The following is a 14612-nucleotide window of genomic DNA, read 5'->3' as shown; positions in this document are numbered from 1 at the left end:
TACGACTACTGCTATAGAAGCGCCCTGAGATTGACCTCGAGGCCAACGGCTTCGAGTTCTCGGGCGACTGCGTTCTTCCAAGCCCCTGCTGGGTCGATCTCAATGTAGAGCATCCCATTGAGATCGCTCGGCAATTCGACGCTGGGCTCGTAGAGAATCACAGTCCTCGCTCTACCTAGTTTTCCGATGAAGAAGCCCAGTTCCAATATCACATTTTGTCTTGCGCGCAGTGAAGTGGCCCCGCTAACGGGTCCTCCCACATCATCAGCAGTCAGCAGTACGATTGCAGCTGTTGCGCCGGACACGTGCTTCTCGAACTTCTCGATTATCGTACTGCCACGATCCGGCTGCTCATGTAGGATGACTGGGGTGTAGCCAAGCAACCGCTCAGAAAAGCGGGCAACCTGCTGCTTTACGTGCTCGTTGTGGCCATGGACGATGAAGACGTCTCGCTGCTCGAAAAATTCATCTTGCTTGGCTATAGACATTTCCCTGCTCCGCCTCTGGTTGGGCGACGCAACACTTTGGACGATGCCTTCGTGGACCTTTTCGGCGCTTGGGAGAAATCGAACTACTCCACGCCCCGCAGGAGTGATTCGGTACTCTTGGTGCGAGATTTTCTCGACGAGGCCGCAGTCACGGAGTAGCCCCAACCGCACTCTAACCGCTGGGACGGAAAGGGGTTCACGGCCGTATGTTGAGCTCGTTTGGGCCAGACGGCTTGCTGTCATCGGACCAGGTTGGAGCTCGCGGAGAATCTCGCCAATGAACCAGACGTGCGTGTGCGCCACTACAGCAAGCCACATTGGATCGTCGCTGTCGAGCCAGGCTTGCGCAACCTTTGTGGCAGCCCAAATTTCAGAACCAGTGCGAGTGATCAATCCGAGCGTTCGAAGTGAATTCCGTGCTTGCTGAGCTGATGTTTTTGCAATACCACCCTCATGTCGGATGAGCAGATCAAGGTCTTTGTCTGATATTGACGGAATCGCTGAAGCTACAATATCGCGGATCAGTCTTAATGGTCCTTCGTCGCTACGTGGGCAGGGAAAGAATAGGCCTCGGGCTTCGGTTCTCGCATCATGTCCATGCAGCTTCAGCTTCAATAGCAGTTCCCCGACCACGCCCGTCGGCTGCTCAATGACTGCAGGCTCAGGATCGCTGTGTTCTGGTATTCCCAATCTGAGGCTTGCGAGCACCTCGCGGCCATGCAGAGTCAGGTGGACTGCGCCATCGTACTTCTCTACGCAGCCGAGCTGCTGCAGCCAGTTGGTTCGCTTGCGGAGCTGATCAAGGGCGGTCCACCCAACGCCGTATCGCTCATTTGCCAACTCGAGGAGAGCTTCGTGCGATTGTGGCTGCTCGACGATCATTTGGAGCAGCTCGCCGATAAGTCTCACGTGCCGATGGAGAAGCCGTATCAAATTATCCGGACTGCGTTCACCCAGCCACTCTCGTGCTTCAGGTGTAAGAAGGACTTGGGTGGGACTGCGTACCAAAAAGGTTTTCCCTAGGAACTTGATGAGATCTTTTGCCGGCACAGGACCTTCGACCCCCTCGATAGTAATCAGAGAGGAGCTGTCCAACGGGGTCCCGTCGATGGCTACCAAGATGCTCGGAAGTCGGGCAAGCCAGGTGTCCTGCGGCCCGGGTACTGATGGTGCCGACTGTGCCCGCAGATGCCAGGGAAGAGGGTCGAAACTCGGAAGGCGAGTCATGGGATGAGGTTAGCAAGTGGAAGAATTAATGTCCATATCCATCGGATTAGTGTCGGCAGCACTGTCATGTGCGCCTGCGGTCGGCCTATTCGTGCGCGAGATGTCGTTCCTGCTGAGCGCCTGTGCGTAGGTTGCAAGCATGGTAGAACGCTCGGTGTGGAGGAGCGGCGGGATCGGTTGCGGGCGCTGGGGGAGCTGTTTCGGCGGCTGCGTCGGGAGGCTGGGTTGACAGGCAAGGAGTTGGCCCAGCGGGCGCAGGTCGGGCAGCCGACGATCTCGCGAATCGAGACGGGGCAGCTTCTTCCTACACCGGAGACTGTTGAGCGGGTTTCGGCTGCTCTGGAGCTCGGCGAGAGGGACCGCGGCGAGCTTGATGCGCTGCTGGCGCGGTTGCGAGATGAGGTGTCGCGGCTGCGGGGTGGGCTGGCCGGCCGGGAGGCGGCGAATGCTGCCCGGGTTCGTTCGGCTCAGTGGATCGCGGTGTTCTCCTCGGCGATGATCCCGGCGCTGCTGCAGACAGCGGAGTACGCGCGCTTGGCGTTGGCGGTCGGCCGGGATGTGGATGAGGAGGACGCGGCCAAGGCGGCGGCCGTGCGGGTCGAGGCGCAGGCGGTGCTCTTTGAGGAGAGCCGGAAGTTCGCGTTCGTGCTGACGGAGGGGGCGGTGCGAACATGGCCCGGGTCCCCGTCGTTGATGCTCGCTCAGCTTGATCGGTTGGTTCAGGTGTCGACGTTGCCGCATGTTCGGCTGGGTGTGGTGCCTTGGAGGACTGAAGCGCCGGCCTTTCCGTTGCATGGGTTCACGCTCGTCGATGGAGCCGTGAGCGTGGTGGAGAGCCTGACGGGTGATCTCACGTTGACCGAGCCGGGTGAGATTGCGACGCATGAGGACGCTTTCGAGGCATTCGCGGCTGCTGCGGTGTACGGGGATGCTCTGCGGGATTTTCTGGGTGAAATCGGGGCGGACTTTCGGAAGTTGGCGGCCCAGTTAGAGTAGTGACGCATTTATGCGTCGAATTCCTTGAGGATGACCAAGGGCAGGTCATACGCTCGTGACGTGGGTGTATAGCCCTCTAGACGTTTGGAGCGTAACCATGAGCGCATGGCGCATGTCCCGGTCCTTCCTCGGCACTTCCCCATCGGTCAGGGAAGCCCGCCGATTCGTCACGACCTTCCTCGCGGGCTGGCCGATCGTAGAGTCGGCAGAACTCATCGTCAGCGAGCTGGCCGCCAACGCCGTCCGTCACACCGCCAGCGGCAGGTTCGGCGGGCAGTTTCAGGTGATGATTCACGCCCAGCACGACCGGGTCTGGCTGGGCGTCGTCGACGCCGGCGCCGCGCACGGCCCCAGCGTCTTCTCCCCGGAGGACGATGAGGAGGGCGGCCGGGGCTTGATGATCGTCGGCGCCCTGGCCGACACCTACGGCATCCGCGGCGACGAACGAGGTCGCACCGTATGGGTGCTGCTGCTGGTCAATGCGGGCAAGAACGCTCCGGCCGCACCTCTGCCGGGCTCCGAGGCGTCACGTGCTTGATCGGCTGCCCTCCCGTTGTGAGCGTGGTCCTTGTCGCGTGCGGCTCGCTGAGCGGGGTCTACGGTGAGTCCGCGCGGCGTGCCCAATCGCAGGTGGAACATAAGGGCGGTAAGCCTTCAAGGTGATGAACAGCTCAAACGCGTACTGTCTAGGGGAATAGACGACAAAGCGTCTAGGGGCCTAGACTCGGTGGAGCATCACCGAGAGGAACCGGCCGTGCCATCCAGCGAGCTTGAGCGTATCGCCGCGATCGAGGACCCGTACGTCCTGCTGCGCGCGGCCACCGAGCGGCTCAACGCCGCCCAGCAAGAGGTGACCGAGCTGGCTCGGCTGCGCCGCCGGGTGATCCAGGACCTACACGCCCAAGGCATGTCCTACGCCCAGATCGCCGAGGCCGCCGGCCTCACCCGGGGCCGGATTCACCAGATCCGGCACACCGGGCCGGCGCCGGAAGGGGCGTTCTTCGGTACGGGCGCAGTGACGGTGGTGACTCCGCTTCGGCTTGATCCCGCGACCGGGCGATCGGTGGTGGCGTTGGACGACATGCGGGCAGGGAGCCGGTTGGAGAATCTTGTCCGCGGCTACGGGCTCAGCGTGGTTTCCGACAACGTCTCGGTGGACGGTGACATCGACCTGAACCGTCCTGGCCTGCTGGTCATCTGCGGGCCGCGCATGTCCGCGGCGGTAAGCGAGTGCTACGACAAGGACCCGGTGATCCGGTGGGACCACGATGACAAGGGTTGGCTGCTGCGCGACACCCGCACCGGGACTGTCTACCGCTCGGGCACGCAGACCGACCCGCCTCGCGCCACGGACGCTGCGTATCTGGGACGCCTGCCTCGGCCGGACGGTAACGGCAGCCTTCTGATCATCGCGGGGATCCATCCCAATGGGTCGCTCGGGGTGATCCACCTGCTGGCTAGCGAGACCGTGACGCTGTGGGGGCAGGTGGGGGACCAGCGGTTCTCCACGGTGGTGGGGGTGGAGTACGACCCCGACAGCGGGGAGCCATTGAAGGCTGAGCTGGTCAGTCCGCTGTATCGCCACGACGAGGACTAGGGGTTACGCGACGTGCAGTTGACCTTCGCCACCGAGCCCGCCTATCCCGGCCGCTTGAACGAAGACTTCATCGCTGCCACACCGGATGCGGTCGTGTTGCTGGATGGCGCTGGAACGCCGCCGGGCGTGGAGTGCGGTTGTCATCACGGTGTGGCCTGGTACTCCCACACGCTCGGCTCCACCCTCGTCGCGTCGGTGACCCAAAGCGCCGGCACGCTGGGCGAGATCCTGGCCGATGGGATCAAGGTCGTGGCCGGTCTGCACGCGTCCAGCTGCGATCTAACCCATGCCGGCTCGCCTTCGGCCACCGTGGTGATGCTTCGCCGGACCGGCGAGATGCTGGAGTGGCTGGTGCTGGCCGACTCTGTCCTTGTCTTGGACGTTGCCGGGTCACCCGAGCCGGTGGTCGTCTGTGACGATCGGGAAGCGCGGGTTGGTGCGCGTTATCGAATCCTCATGGACTCACTGCCCGGCGGCAGCCCGGAACATCAGCGAGCGCATGTCCAGTACGTCGAGGCGATGCGCTGGCACCGTAATCGTGAGGATGGTTTCTGGGTCGCCTCGGTGGACCCTTCGGCCGGAGATCAGGCACAGAGCGGCGCCATGCCTGTTGGCGAGGTTCGTGCGGCTGCTGTGCTGAGTGATGGGGCTTCTCGGTTGGTCGACCGGTTCGAGTTGGCCACCTGGTGGCAGCTGCTGGATCTGCTCGACTCCTCCGGTCCCGGTGAGTTGATCGGCCGGGTGCGGCAGGCCGAGCGTTCTGATTTGGAGGGGCGTCGCTGGCCTCGCGGCAAGGCGTTTGATGACGCTACGGCCGCTTATGTCACAGCTCTCGGCGACGGTTAGTAAGCGACACGCCACTTTGCGTCCATGCCCCTAGACAACCGGGCTTCACGCTGCCTATCTTCTTTTGCATAGCCCCCTAGACGGTTCGTCTCAGCGATTCCGCTATAGCTGTCTAGGGGGATCGACAGGAGATGAAGCGATGGGTATCCGAGGTGCCATCCCGATCCGGTTCGAGGATGTGTTCCCCAACGGCTGCTTCATGGTCGGTGAGGTCGACCAGGTCAAGGACTTTGAGGCCTCCACCGCCACCAAGCCGGTCTACGCCCGCGACAAGACCACGGGCGAGTTCGTCTGGCAGGTCACCGTGATCGACTGCGACCCCGATGCTCGGGAGAAGACGGTCAAGGTCAAGATCACCTCGCCGGTCCAGCCGGTGCCTCCGGCGCCGATGCCGGGGTTGCCGTTCATTCCGGTGGAGTTCGGCCAGCTCGCCGTTACGCCGTACGTCAACGGCAACGGTCGGCTCACCTACTCGGTCAAGGCGCGCGAGATGCGCGCTCCGCGCAACGTCAGTTCGACTCCTGCGGCTTCGGCCGCGGTCAAGCACACCAACGTCTCTGGAAAGGAAGCCGCCTGATGGCTCGCCGCAGGACTGCCCGCATCAGCACGATCACGCTCAACACCGGCAGCGGTGCTCAAGCGATCAACCACCCGTACCCCGCCCGCACTCCGGTCCTGGCCCTGGACTTCGGCGCTCTGTCGGTCCTGGTCACCACTTCCACCGGCGACGAGGTCACCGCCACCGACCTGAAGTTCGCCCGCCAGCTCGCCCACCAGGCCCACCAGTTCGCCACCTCGGTGGAGCGCTGCTACCACGGCCTGCCCAACGGACGCGGGGCGGCTGCGTGAGGGACAACCAGCACCAGCCCTACACCCACCTGCGAGCCGCGATCGACGACGGGATCACCTGCCTGGACGTCTCCTTCTATACACCTGACCTCGCAGTATCGGTCTTCTGCATCGACCATGAGCGGGCCTGCCTGGACATCTCCAGCGCCGATGGCCAGGTGAGTATCTCCAGCACCGGCGGCGGCCCTGTCACCCGGGCCGACATCGCTCTGGCCCGCGAGCTCGCCCACGCGGCGGCGCGCTACCTGTCGGAGTGCGAGCGGCTGCACGCCAAGCGCCACCTGCCTCCAGCCGCCCGCGCCGAGGCCTGACATGTGGTGGGGCCGCTGGAACTGGTACTTCCGGCGGCCCCTCATCTCCCTGGACACAACATCAAGAGAGGGCTCTAGCCTAATGTTCAAGAAGCTTCCCGGCGATGAGACGGCACGCCTGGTCTCCACCACGCCGGACACCGCCGTCGTTTTCCGCCCGGCCGTTGTTCAGACTCCGGCCATCCTGACCGTCGCCATCGCCGTCTGGCGCATGCTCACCGGCGTGATCAGCCTGGTCTGGCGTCATCCGATCGCGCTGACCATCACCGTCGGCCTTGGCGTGATCTGGACCCGGTACGGCTACCTGCACGTCCTCGCGCTCGCGGGCCTGGCCGTCGCGGCTTGCGTCTCCTGGGCGCTGGTCGACCGGCCATCGTTCCTCCGGCTGGTTGGCTGGCCACTGCTCGCCTGGTGGCGGTTGGTTTCGGTCTACCGGCGTCACTGGCAGCCGGTGATGATCGTTTCCGGTCTCGGGCGGTATTTGCGAGGGCGCGACTGCCTTCCCCGGCTGCTCGCCGTCGCATGCACGCCGTGGGCGGACCTGGTCACGGTGAAGATGCTGTCGGGGCAGGCCGTCACCGACTGGATCGACCGCACCGAGCATCTCGCCCACGGGTTCGGTGCCATCTCCTGCCGGATCACCGTCCAACGCTCCGGCAGACTCCTGCTCACCTTCCCGCGCAGCGACCCACTCGCCGTCCCGCTTCCAGCCCTCCCCATACCTCAGACTGCCTCGGCAGGGCCGGTACAGGTCGGCATGCAGGAGAACGGCCACCCGTGGCTGCTCAAGCTGCACGGCACCCACGTCCTGGTCGCCGGAGCCACCGGGGCAGGCAAGGGCTCGGTGATCTGGTCAGCGATCCGCGGCCTGCTGCCCGCCGTCCGCGCCGAACTGGTGCAGGTGTGGGCGCTGGACCCCAAGCTCATGGAGCTGTCCTACGGGCGAGAGATCTTCGGCGACCGCTACGCCGCCGAGCCCGACGCGTGTGCCGATCTGCTGGATGCGGCGGTCAAGGTCATGCAGGAGCGGGCGGGCCGGTTCGCCGGCGTCCAGCGCAACCACACGCCTACCGTAGAGGACCCGTTCGTCCTGGTGGTCGTCGACGAGGTCGCCTTCCTGACCGCCTACCAGCCCGACAAGCACCTTCGCCAGCGCATCACCGCTGCCCTTGCCACCTTGACCACTCAAGGGCGAGCGGTCGGTGTCGGCGTGCTGGCCGCGCTGCAGGACCCGCGCAAGGAGGTCATGAACATCCGCAACCTGTTCCCCGACAAGATCGCTCTGCGGCTGGACGAGTCCGAGCAGGTGGACATGGTCCTCGGCGACGGAGCCCGCGATCGGGGCGCGCTGGCCGACCTCATCTCACCCCGCCCGGAGGTTGGGGCTGGCATCGGATACGTCCGCCTGGAGACCAGCCCCGACCCGGTACGCGTTCGCGCCGCGTATGTCTCCGACGCCGACATCCGCACGATGGCGGCCGAGTTCGCCCCGGTGGGTGAGGCCGTATGACGCTGACTCACTTACTCGACGGCCTGCGTTGCGAGGTGTGCCGCTGCATCAACGTCTTGTGGCTGGACCCGGCCTGCGGGCTGGTCGAGTGCCAGGAGTGCGGACAGACCGCCGTGACGCTGCCGGCGGAGGACGGTGGTGATGACCAATGACCAACGCCAACGACCGGTCCCTGCCTCGGGCGGTGCGGATGGCCATGCCGCTGGCGCGGGATGTCGTAGAGCAGATCGCCAAGCAGTACGGCGTGTGCATCCGTCCCGTCGCGCTCCAACGGCTGGACCTCGCGACCGGCAAGTCCGAGATCATCGATGTTCCCTGCGGCGCGACGCTGGAGTCCAAGTGCCCTTCCTGCGCCAAGCGCAACCGGCAGCTTCGGATGGCGCAGTGCCGGGAGGGCTGGCACCTGGAAGCCGAGCCGATCCACACCCCCGATGAGGCGGACGACTATCAGCGCTGCCTGGTTGAGGTACGGGCCGACGCTCAGGTGTGGCGGGATCAGGCCGAAGCTGCGGGGCGGTCCACCGACGAGTTGGATGCGGCGATCGCCGAGTTGGACGAGGAGATCAACAACGCCGGGATGCGCGGCAACGTCCTGGGCCGGACGGCGGGTAAGCGGTGCCGGTCCACCAAGCGGCGTCAGGATGCCCCGGATCTGCCCAGGCGCAAGATGAGCGCGACGACCCTCGGCCGGGTGTTCCACGCGCCCGACGGCAAGGTCTTCCGGCCGTCGATGTTCCTGACCCTCACCCTGCCGTCGTACGGGCGGATTAAGGACGGCGTCCCCGTCGACCCGAGCACCTATGACTACGTCCGAGCTGCTCGGGATGCGCTGCACTTCTCCAAGCTGGTGGACCGGTTCGTGCAGAACCTTCGCCGGGTGGCCGGCTTCGACGTGCAGTACTTCGCCGCCGTCGAACCGCAGAAGCGGCTCGCCCCGCACCTGCACATGGCCGTCCGCGGGACGCTGCCGCGTGCGGAGATCAAGCAGATCGCCGGGGCGACCTACCACCAGGTCTGGTGGCCGGCGATCGACGAAGTGAAGTACCAGGGCGATCACCTACCGGTCTGGTCCGATGGCATCGGTTACCTCGACCCGGCAACCGGTGAGGTCCTGCCGACCTGGGACGAAGCCCTCGACCAGCTCGACGCCGATGAGGAGGCGGACCCGCTGCATGTGGTCCGATTCGGCACCCAAGTTGACGTGCAAGGCGTGCTCGCCGGGACCAAGGACGCCGACCAGTGCATCCGGTACCTGTCCAAGTACCTCACCAAGAGCCTCGGCGACACCCTCGACGCCGACAATCCCGCCCAGCGGCTTCACGCCGAACGACTGGCGGACGCGTTGCGGTTCGAGCCGTGCTCGCCGACGTGTCCGAACTGGCTGCGGTACGGCGTCCAGCCCAAGAGCGCCAAGGCGGGCATGGCTGCGGGCCGGTGCCGGGGCAAGGCACACAAGCCTGAGCACTTGGGCTACGCGGGCCGGCGGGTCCTGGTGTCGCGGAAGTGGTCCAACAAGACGCTGAGCGAGCACAAGCAGGACCGGCGTACCTGGGTGCTGGAGGCCCTCGGCGTCGCCGACGAGCCAGCCGACCCGCACCGCTACGTCTGGCGTCCCGTCCCGCATGGCGATGCCAATGTGCCACCCCTGGCCCTACGGCTGCTGCGGTCGGTCCATGAGCGGCAGCGGTGGCGCAATCACATGAACCAGCTCCAGGCGCAAGGAGACGGACACGATCTTTCGGCAACCGAGGGGAAGGCCGCATGAGGAAGCGCGACGAACTGATGAACGTTCCCGAGATCCTCGCCGAGCTGGGCGGGATCTCGCTCCGTACCTTCTACCGCTGGCGGGAAATCGGTAAGGCGCCCAAGGGCTTCAAGCTGCCCAACGGGGAGATCCGTGTCTACCGCAGCGACTTCGATGCCTGGCTTGAGTCGCTACGGGAGACCGACCCCCGGAATGGCAGGGCCGCGTGAATACCAGCTATGACGTGAAGTTCTGGGACGTCCGCCGGAACAAGTCCAGTAAGACGGCGTCGTACGAGGTCCGTTGGAAGGTCGGTGGCCGGGAGAGGTCCAAGACGCTGCGCACCAAGGCCTTGGCCGAGAGCTTCCTGTCAGACATGCGGCAGGCGGCGAAGGCTGGTGAGGCCTTCGACGTGGAGAGCGGCCTACCCCTGTCGTTGGTCAAGGCCAAGGCCGCGCGGACATGGCTGCAGTTCGCCCAGGCGTACGTGCTGGCCAAGTGGCAGCACTCGGCGGCAAAGTCGCGCGAGGGCATCACCGACACGATGACCGGCGTCACGCTCGCCTTGCTGCGAGACCGGCCGAGTAAGCCCGACCTTCGGGTCTTGCGATCGGTTCTTCGAGGGCATGTCTTCCTGCCTGATGGCCGGCGGGGGAGTCTCGACCATGAGCACGCCGCAGCGCTGCGCTGGCTCGCCACCGCCTCGCTGCCCATGGTCGAGCTGGAAGAGGCCAAGACCGTGCGGACCGTGTTGGAGGCTCTGTCGGTCACCCTCGACGGGACGCGGGCGGCTGACTCGACGTTCCGGCGTAAGCGGGCGGTCTTCCATCACGCGCTGGAGTACGCCGTCGAGCTGAGGGATCTTTCGGCAAATCCCTTGGGCCGGGTGAACTGGAAGCCCGCCAAGGTGTCCGGAGAGGTGGACCGGCGAGTGGTGGTTAATCCGGTGCAGGCTCGGGAGCTCTTGGTCGCGGTGACGTACGTCGGCCGGTCTCGCGGAGCGATGCTGGCGGGCATGTTCGCCTGCATGTACTTCGCCGGCCTGCGGCCAGCTGAGGCGGCCGGGCTTCGGGAGAAGGACTGCCATCTTCCGGCAACTGGGTGGGGCCTGCTGACCTTGGAGGAGACGCGGCCGGAGAGCGGGCGGCGGTTCTCCGACTCGGGAAGCACTCATGATGTCCGTGGGCTCAAGCAGCGTCGGCGCAAGGCCATCCGGGACGTGCCCATCCCGCCTGAGCTGGTGAAGATCCTGCGCGAGCACATCGAGCGGCATGGCACTGCGGGTGATGGTCGGCTCTTCCGGACCGCGACCGGCGGCGTCTTCTCCACGACGGCGTACGCCAAGGTCTGGAAGGAGGCGCGGACGTACGCGCTGACGCCTGATCAGGTGGCGTCGCCGCTGGCTGGCAGGCCGTACGACCTGCGGCACGCGGCGGTGTCCCTGTGGCTCAACTCCGGGGTGCCTGCGCCGGATGTAGCCGAACGGGCCGGACACAGCGTGGACGTGCTGCTCAGGGTCTACGCCAAGTGCATCGACGGCCAACGCGAGATGGCCAATCAGCGGATCATGGACGCGCTAGCTGTATAAGGACAGACGGAGCATTGTCCCTTGTCCAGCCGACCCCTACGATCCGGGCATGTCGATCACCCACGAGTACGCCTATGCCTCTCCCTCACGTCCTCCGGAGAGCGTGTGCGTTTGGTATCGCTCGGCTGACGAGGCGTACGACCTTGTCAGGGCCGGGAGGCAACGCCCCTACCGGTGGCACGTCTTCGATGCGCAGGGACAGCACCTGCAAGAGTTCGGTACCTACGAGGACGGGCTCAACTGGATCAAGACGCAAGTTGGTGGGAACTGAAGGCAACGCCGAAGGGTCTCGGATCAGTCCGAGACCCTTCGGCGTTCTCCGGGTGGGTCTCATCCCGCAGAGGGCCGAAAACTGGCCTCTGACCTGGGCAAACGTCGTGGTTTCATCCCGCGTATTTCCCGTGAGCACCCGCTGAGGGCTGCTTCTGGTGGCATTCGGCTGCGGGTGGCGTCATGGGCTGATCAAGAGAAAAGACCAGGTCAGCAGGGGTGCGACCTGGTCCTGAGGGCGCGCCCTGCAGGATTCGAACCTGCGACCGTCGGATTAGAAGTCCGATGCTCTGTCCAGCTGAGCTAAGGGCGCTCTCGGATAATTGTGCATGATCTGTGGAGCGCCCGCGTACAGCTTGGGATGCGGCGCGCCCCGCCCGTGTGTCCTCCGTACCGGATTGTATGGCCGGTGGGCGGCGGGTGGGTGATCGGGCATGTGGGTGGGTGCCGCCGGTGTCCTGAGAGACCGTCGGTGGCGGCGTGTTGCCGAGGCTGGGGTCGTGGAGGGGCGGTCCGGGGAGGCCCCGGTGGTGGCGTGAGGAGGAGTCGGCAGTCGGGGAGCGTGGAGGAGGGCCTGTCTGGTTCTGTTCTTCGTCGCCCGTCGCCCGTCGCCCGTCGCCCGTCGCCCGTCGCCCGTCGCCCGTCGCCCGTCGCCCGTCGCCCGTCGCCTATGTCCTGGAGGAGCCCGCCGCTGGACTGGATGGAGGGCTTGTTGGAGGTGGGTTGGGGTGTCGGCCTTGTGGGGGTGGTGGATTTTGGGGTAATTGTGACGGCGTGCGTGGTGGTGGGAGAGCGCGGATCGCGGTGGTGTCTTGAACACGGCGTGGTTGGTGTGGGGTGGGCTGGTCCTCGGGTCGTTCGCCGTTCTGGAGACGATCGCGCTCCTGAACCACCGCGAGGGAGACACGTTGTCGGAGCGGCTCCGAGAGTGGCTGGGCATCTATCCGGTCAAGCACTGGAGGCTCGCCGCCAGCGCGGCTCTGCTGGGGTTGTTGGTCTGGTTCGGTTGGCACATCGTGTTCCAGCAGTAGCGATCAAGTTGGATTTGTTCTTCCTCGAACGGTTTGAGCGGTGCCCTGGGGGAATCTCACCGATCTTCGGGTGCTACCCCAGGGGGCGGGATACGTCTGTCGTCGGCCAGTGCACCGCTCATGCACGGTGACGGGTGTTGGGCGGGACGTGTCTTGTCTGCGGCGGATCCGCTTGGGTCAAAATGTGCCGGTGACGATCTCCGCTGACGATTCCGATCCGGTCCGGATTGTGACGGCCGTGCTTCGTGACGGCGATCGGGTGTTGCTGTGTCATCGAAGTGCCGGACGCCGTTGGTATCCCGACGTATGGGACCTGCCGGGCGGTCATGTGGAGGAGGGGGAGGACCCGAAGGAGAGTCTTGTCCGTGAGCTTCGGGAGGAGTTGGGAATCACGGCATCGGAGCCGTCCAGCCCGCCGATGCATGAGATCCGGACCGCGGCGTTCGACATGCGGATCTGGTTGGTCGACAGGTGGACCGGAACACCCGTCAACGCCGCGCCGGACGAGCACGACGCTGTGGCGTGGTTCAGGGCGTCCGATCTTGACAGCCTGCGTCTCGCCCATGAGTCGTATCTCTCGATGCTCACCGCCGTGCTCGTCACGTGACGTCGCTCCGGAAGCCAGGGGGGCGCGCTCATCGGCGGGTCCGCGCACTCGCGCTCCGTGTTCGGGCGTCTCGCGGAAGCGATCCGCCGTGACCCGCTGGGAAGCGGGTCACGGCGGATTGAGGTCGTCCGGTATTTAGAAGTTCTTGGTGCGGACGTACCAGGGGGACTTGGTGGCCAGCTCGGACAGGATGTACGAGCGTGCCGTGGCGTTGCCGTTGAGGGTCATGTCCAGGAAGTGGACCACCGCCGTCATGCCGTCGATCCTCTGGCTGCCGGTGATGAACCCGGTGTGACCGGCCTGCGGGTGCTCGGCCAGTACGGCGGGCACCTGGACCAGGTCGTAGTTGGCCCGCGTGTTGTCATAGGCGATGTCGGAGCTGCCGCCGTCCATGAACATCACCGGGGTGTGCAGCTTGTTGAGCTCCGAGCGGGAGTACCCGAAGGAGCCGTCGGCGAACAGGCCGCTGTCGAGGGAGATGACGCTCTTGACCCGCGAGTCCGCGCCGGCGATCAGCGCTTCGAGTCCGCCGCAGGAGTGGCCGGCGGTGGCGACCTTGGACAGGTCGAGGCGCTGGTAGAGCGCCGAACCGTTGCGGGCGTTCTCCTGCTGGGCCCAGCTGATCGCGTCGGTGAGCAGTGACGGGATCGGGTTTCCGCTCGCCACGCCGTTCGACGAGCCGTCGACCGACGCGGTGTCCACGACGACGAAACCGCGGGCCGCGATGAACGTCAGGATCTGGACCACTTCGCTGCCGTCGGTGTGCGCGCAGGCGCCGTTGCCGAAGGCCAGCACGGGCATGGTGCCCGCCACGGCCGACGGGTTCGACGGCCGGTACACGGTGTAGCGGTTGGTGCCGTAGGCGCCTTCACGGGTGACCGAGTAGTTGTTCTCGATGGCCGGACGGCCTGGCGACGTGGGGGTGGGAGTCGGCGTGGGGGTCACCGTCGGGGTGACGGTGGGGGTGGGCGTGGGGGTGCTGGTGCCGCCGCCGTTCCAGGTCCACTTCTGGTTGTTCCCGCCGTGGCAGGAGTAGAGCTGGATCGCGGTGCCGTTGCCGGTGCCCTGGCCTACGGCGTCCAGGCACAGGTTGGACTGCACGCCGGTGATGGAGCCGTCGGAGTTGTAGCGCCACTTCTGGTTGTTTCCGCCGTGGCAGGAGTAGATCTGGATCTTGGCGCCGTTGCCGCTGCCGGCGGCGTCCAGGCACTTGTTGCCGTAGACCCTGATCTCACCGGACGAGGTGGCGGTCCAGGTCTGGTTGTCCTGCCCGTTACAGTCCCACAGCTGGACGGCGGTGCCGTCGTTGGTGGAGCGGTTGGGCACGTCCACGCAACGACCCGAGGCCACGCCCTTGATCTCGCCGTTACCGCCGCCACCGGGGTCGGTGGGGGTGGTGGTCGGGGTGGGCGTCACCGTCGGCGTCACTGTCGGCGTGGGGGTGGGGTTGGGCGTGGCGTTGTTCAGCGCGTTGAGGACGGAGTTGTAGGCGGACTTCTTGTTGCCGTTGCCGTCGAACAGCAGCGCGCTGGCGCCGGAGCCGAGCCA

17 protein-coding genes and 1 tRNA gene are annotated in these 14612 nt (G+C 65.6%); 15 read left to right on the top strand and 3 right to left on the bottom strand.

The window, feature by feature from the left end:
• Window positions 1–11: 11 nt before the first annotated feature.
• On the bottom strand, window positions 12–1370 hold the full coding sequence (locus tag ACZ6QO_RS36290) for a TIR domain-containing protein (RefSeq protein ID WP_465857791.1): 1359 nt from the start codon (window positions 1368–1370) through the stop codon (window positions 12–14).
• 501 nt (window positions 1371–1871) lie between these two features.
• Between ACZ6QO_RS36290 and ACZ6QO_RS36285 the strand changes: the two genes are divergently transcribed.
• The 13 genes from ACZ6QO_RS36285 to ACZ6QO_RS36225 all read left to right on the top strand — a co-directional run bounded on the left by ACZ6QO_RS36285 (window position 1872) and on the right by ACZ6QO_RS36225 (window position 11427).
• Window positions 1872–2711, top strand: coding sequence for a helix-turn-helix domain-containing protein (locus tag ACZ6QO_RS36285; protein ID WP_465857789.1), 840 nt, complete (start codon window positions 1872–1874; stop codon window positions 2709–2711).
• Between the two features lie 97 nt (window positions 2712–2808).
• Window positions 2809–3249 carry an ATP-binding protein gene (locus ACZ6QO_RS36280; RefSeq protein ID WP_465857787.1) on the top strand — a complete coding sequence of 147 codons (441 nt, stop codon included), beginning with the start codon at window positions 2809–2811 and terminating at the stop codon, window positions 3247–3249.
• Between the two features lie 216 nt (window positions 3250–3465).
• A complete protein-coding gene (locus tag ACZ6QO_RS36275; RefSeq protein ID WP_465857785.1) occupies window positions 3466–4308 on the top strand; it encodes a sigma-70 RNA polymerase sigma factor region 4 domain-containing protein in 843 nt (280 codons plus the stop codon).
• A gap of 12 nt (window positions 4309–4320) precedes the next feature.
• Window positions 4321–5154 carry an integrase gene (locus tag ACZ6QO_RS36270; protein ID WP_465857783.1) on the top strand — a complete coding sequence of 278 codons (834 nt, stop codon included), beginning with the start codon at window positions 4321–4323 and terminating at the stop codon, window positions 5152–5154.
• Between the two features lie 139 nt (window positions 5155–5293).
• Window positions 5294–5731, top strand: a complete 438-nt coding sequence (locus ACZ6QO_RS36265) for a plasmid replication, integration and excision activator (protein ID WP_465857781.1) — start codon at window positions 5294–5296, stop codon at window positions 5729–5731.
• Entirely contained in the window at window positions 5731–6003 is a 273-nt protein-coding gene (locus ACZ6QO_RS36260; RefSeq protein ID WP_465857779.1) for a hypothetical protein, read from the top strand. The genes ACZ6QO_RS36265 and ACZ6QO_RS36260 overlap by 1 nt, the downstream gene beginning before the upstream one ends.
• Window positions 6000–6314 (top strand): hypothetical protein, encoded by a 315-nt coding sequence (locus ACZ6QO_RS36255; protein ID WP_465857777.1) that lies wholly within the window; start codon window positions 6000–6002, stop codon window positions 6312–6314. The genes ACZ6QO_RS36260 and ACZ6QO_RS36255 overlap by 4 nt, the downstream gene beginning before the upstream one ends.
• A gap of 82 nt (window positions 6315–6396) precedes the next feature.
• Complete coding sequence (locus tag ACZ6QO_RS36250) at window positions 6397–7824, top strand: FtsK/SpoIIIE domain-containing protein (protein WP_465857775.1); 1428 nt, start codon at window positions 6397–6399, stop codon at window positions 7822–7824.
• A complete protein-coding gene (locus ACZ6QO_RS36245) occupies window positions 7821–7976 on the top strand; it encodes a hypothetical protein (protein WP_465857773.1) in 156 nt (51 codons plus the stop codon). Before ACZ6QO_RS36250 ends, ACZ6QO_RS36245 begins: the two co-directional genes overlap by 4 nt.
• Window positions 7973–9589: a replication initiator gene (locus ACZ6QO_RS36240; protein WP_465857771.1), complete on the top strand. Its 1617-nt coding sequence runs from the start codon at window positions 7973–7975 to the stop codon at window positions 9587–9589. Before ACZ6QO_RS36245 ends, ACZ6QO_RS36240 begins: the two co-directional genes overlap by 4 nt.
• Window positions 9586–9798, top strand: a complete 213-nt coding sequence (locus tag ACZ6QO_RS36235; RefSeq protein WP_465857769.1) for a helix-turn-helix transcriptional regulator — start codon at window positions 9586–9588, stop codon at window positions 9796–9798. Before ACZ6QO_RS36240 ends, ACZ6QO_RS36235 begins: the two co-directional genes overlap by 4 nt.
• A 14-nt stretch (window positions 9799–9812) precedes the next feature.
• The gene (locus tag ACZ6QO_RS36230; RefSeq protein ID WP_465857767.1) at window positions 9813–11156 is read left to right on the top strand and encodes a tyrosine-type recombinase/integrase; all 1344 of its coding nucleotides are present in this window, start codon (window positions 9813–9815) and stop codon (window positions 11154–11156) included.
• Window positions 11157–11205: 49 nt separating this feature from the next.
• Window positions 11206–11427, top strand: a complete 222-nt coding sequence (locus ACZ6QO_RS36225; RefSeq protein ID WP_465857766.1) for a hypothetical protein — start codon at window positions 11206–11208, stop codon at window positions 11425–11427.
• Window positions 11428–11665: 238 nt separating this feature from the next.
• Here ACZ6QO_RS36225 and ACZ6QO_RS36220 read toward each other — a convergent pair.
• Window positions 11666–11739: transfer RNA gene (locus tag ACZ6QO_RS36220), tRNA-Arg, on the bottom strand.
• A 499-nt stretch (window positions 11740–12238) separates the two neighbouring features.
• Between ACZ6QO_RS36220 and ACZ6QO_RS36215 the strand changes: the two genes are divergently transcribed.
• Both ACZ6QO_RS36215 and ACZ6QO_RS36210 read left to right on the top strand, forming a co-directional pair.
• A complete protein-coding gene (locus ACZ6QO_RS36215) occupies window positions 12239–12457 on the top strand; it encodes a hypothetical protein (protein WP_465857764.1) in 219 nt (72 codons plus the stop codon).
• 190 nt (window positions 12458–12647) lie between these two features.
• Window positions 12648–13064 carry an NUDIX domain-containing protein gene (locus ACZ6QO_RS36210; RefSeq protein WP_465857762.1) on the top strand — a complete coding sequence of 139 codons (417 nt, stop codon included), beginning with the start codon at window positions 12648–12650 and terminating at the stop codon, window positions 13062–13064.
• Window positions 13065–13199: 135 nt separating this feature from the next.
• Here the strand turns inward: ACZ6QO_RS36210 and ACZ6QO_RS36205 are convergent.
• Window positions 13200–14612 (bottom strand): ricin-type beta-trefoil lectin domain protein (locus tag ACZ6QO_RS36205; protein ID WP_465857761.1); only part of this gene is annotated, 1413 nt, incomplete at its 5' end.

It is taken from the genome of Sphaerisporangium sp. NPDC049457 (assembly GCF_055586705.1).
This window is presented reverse-complemented; position numbering and strand designations above follow the sequence as displayed.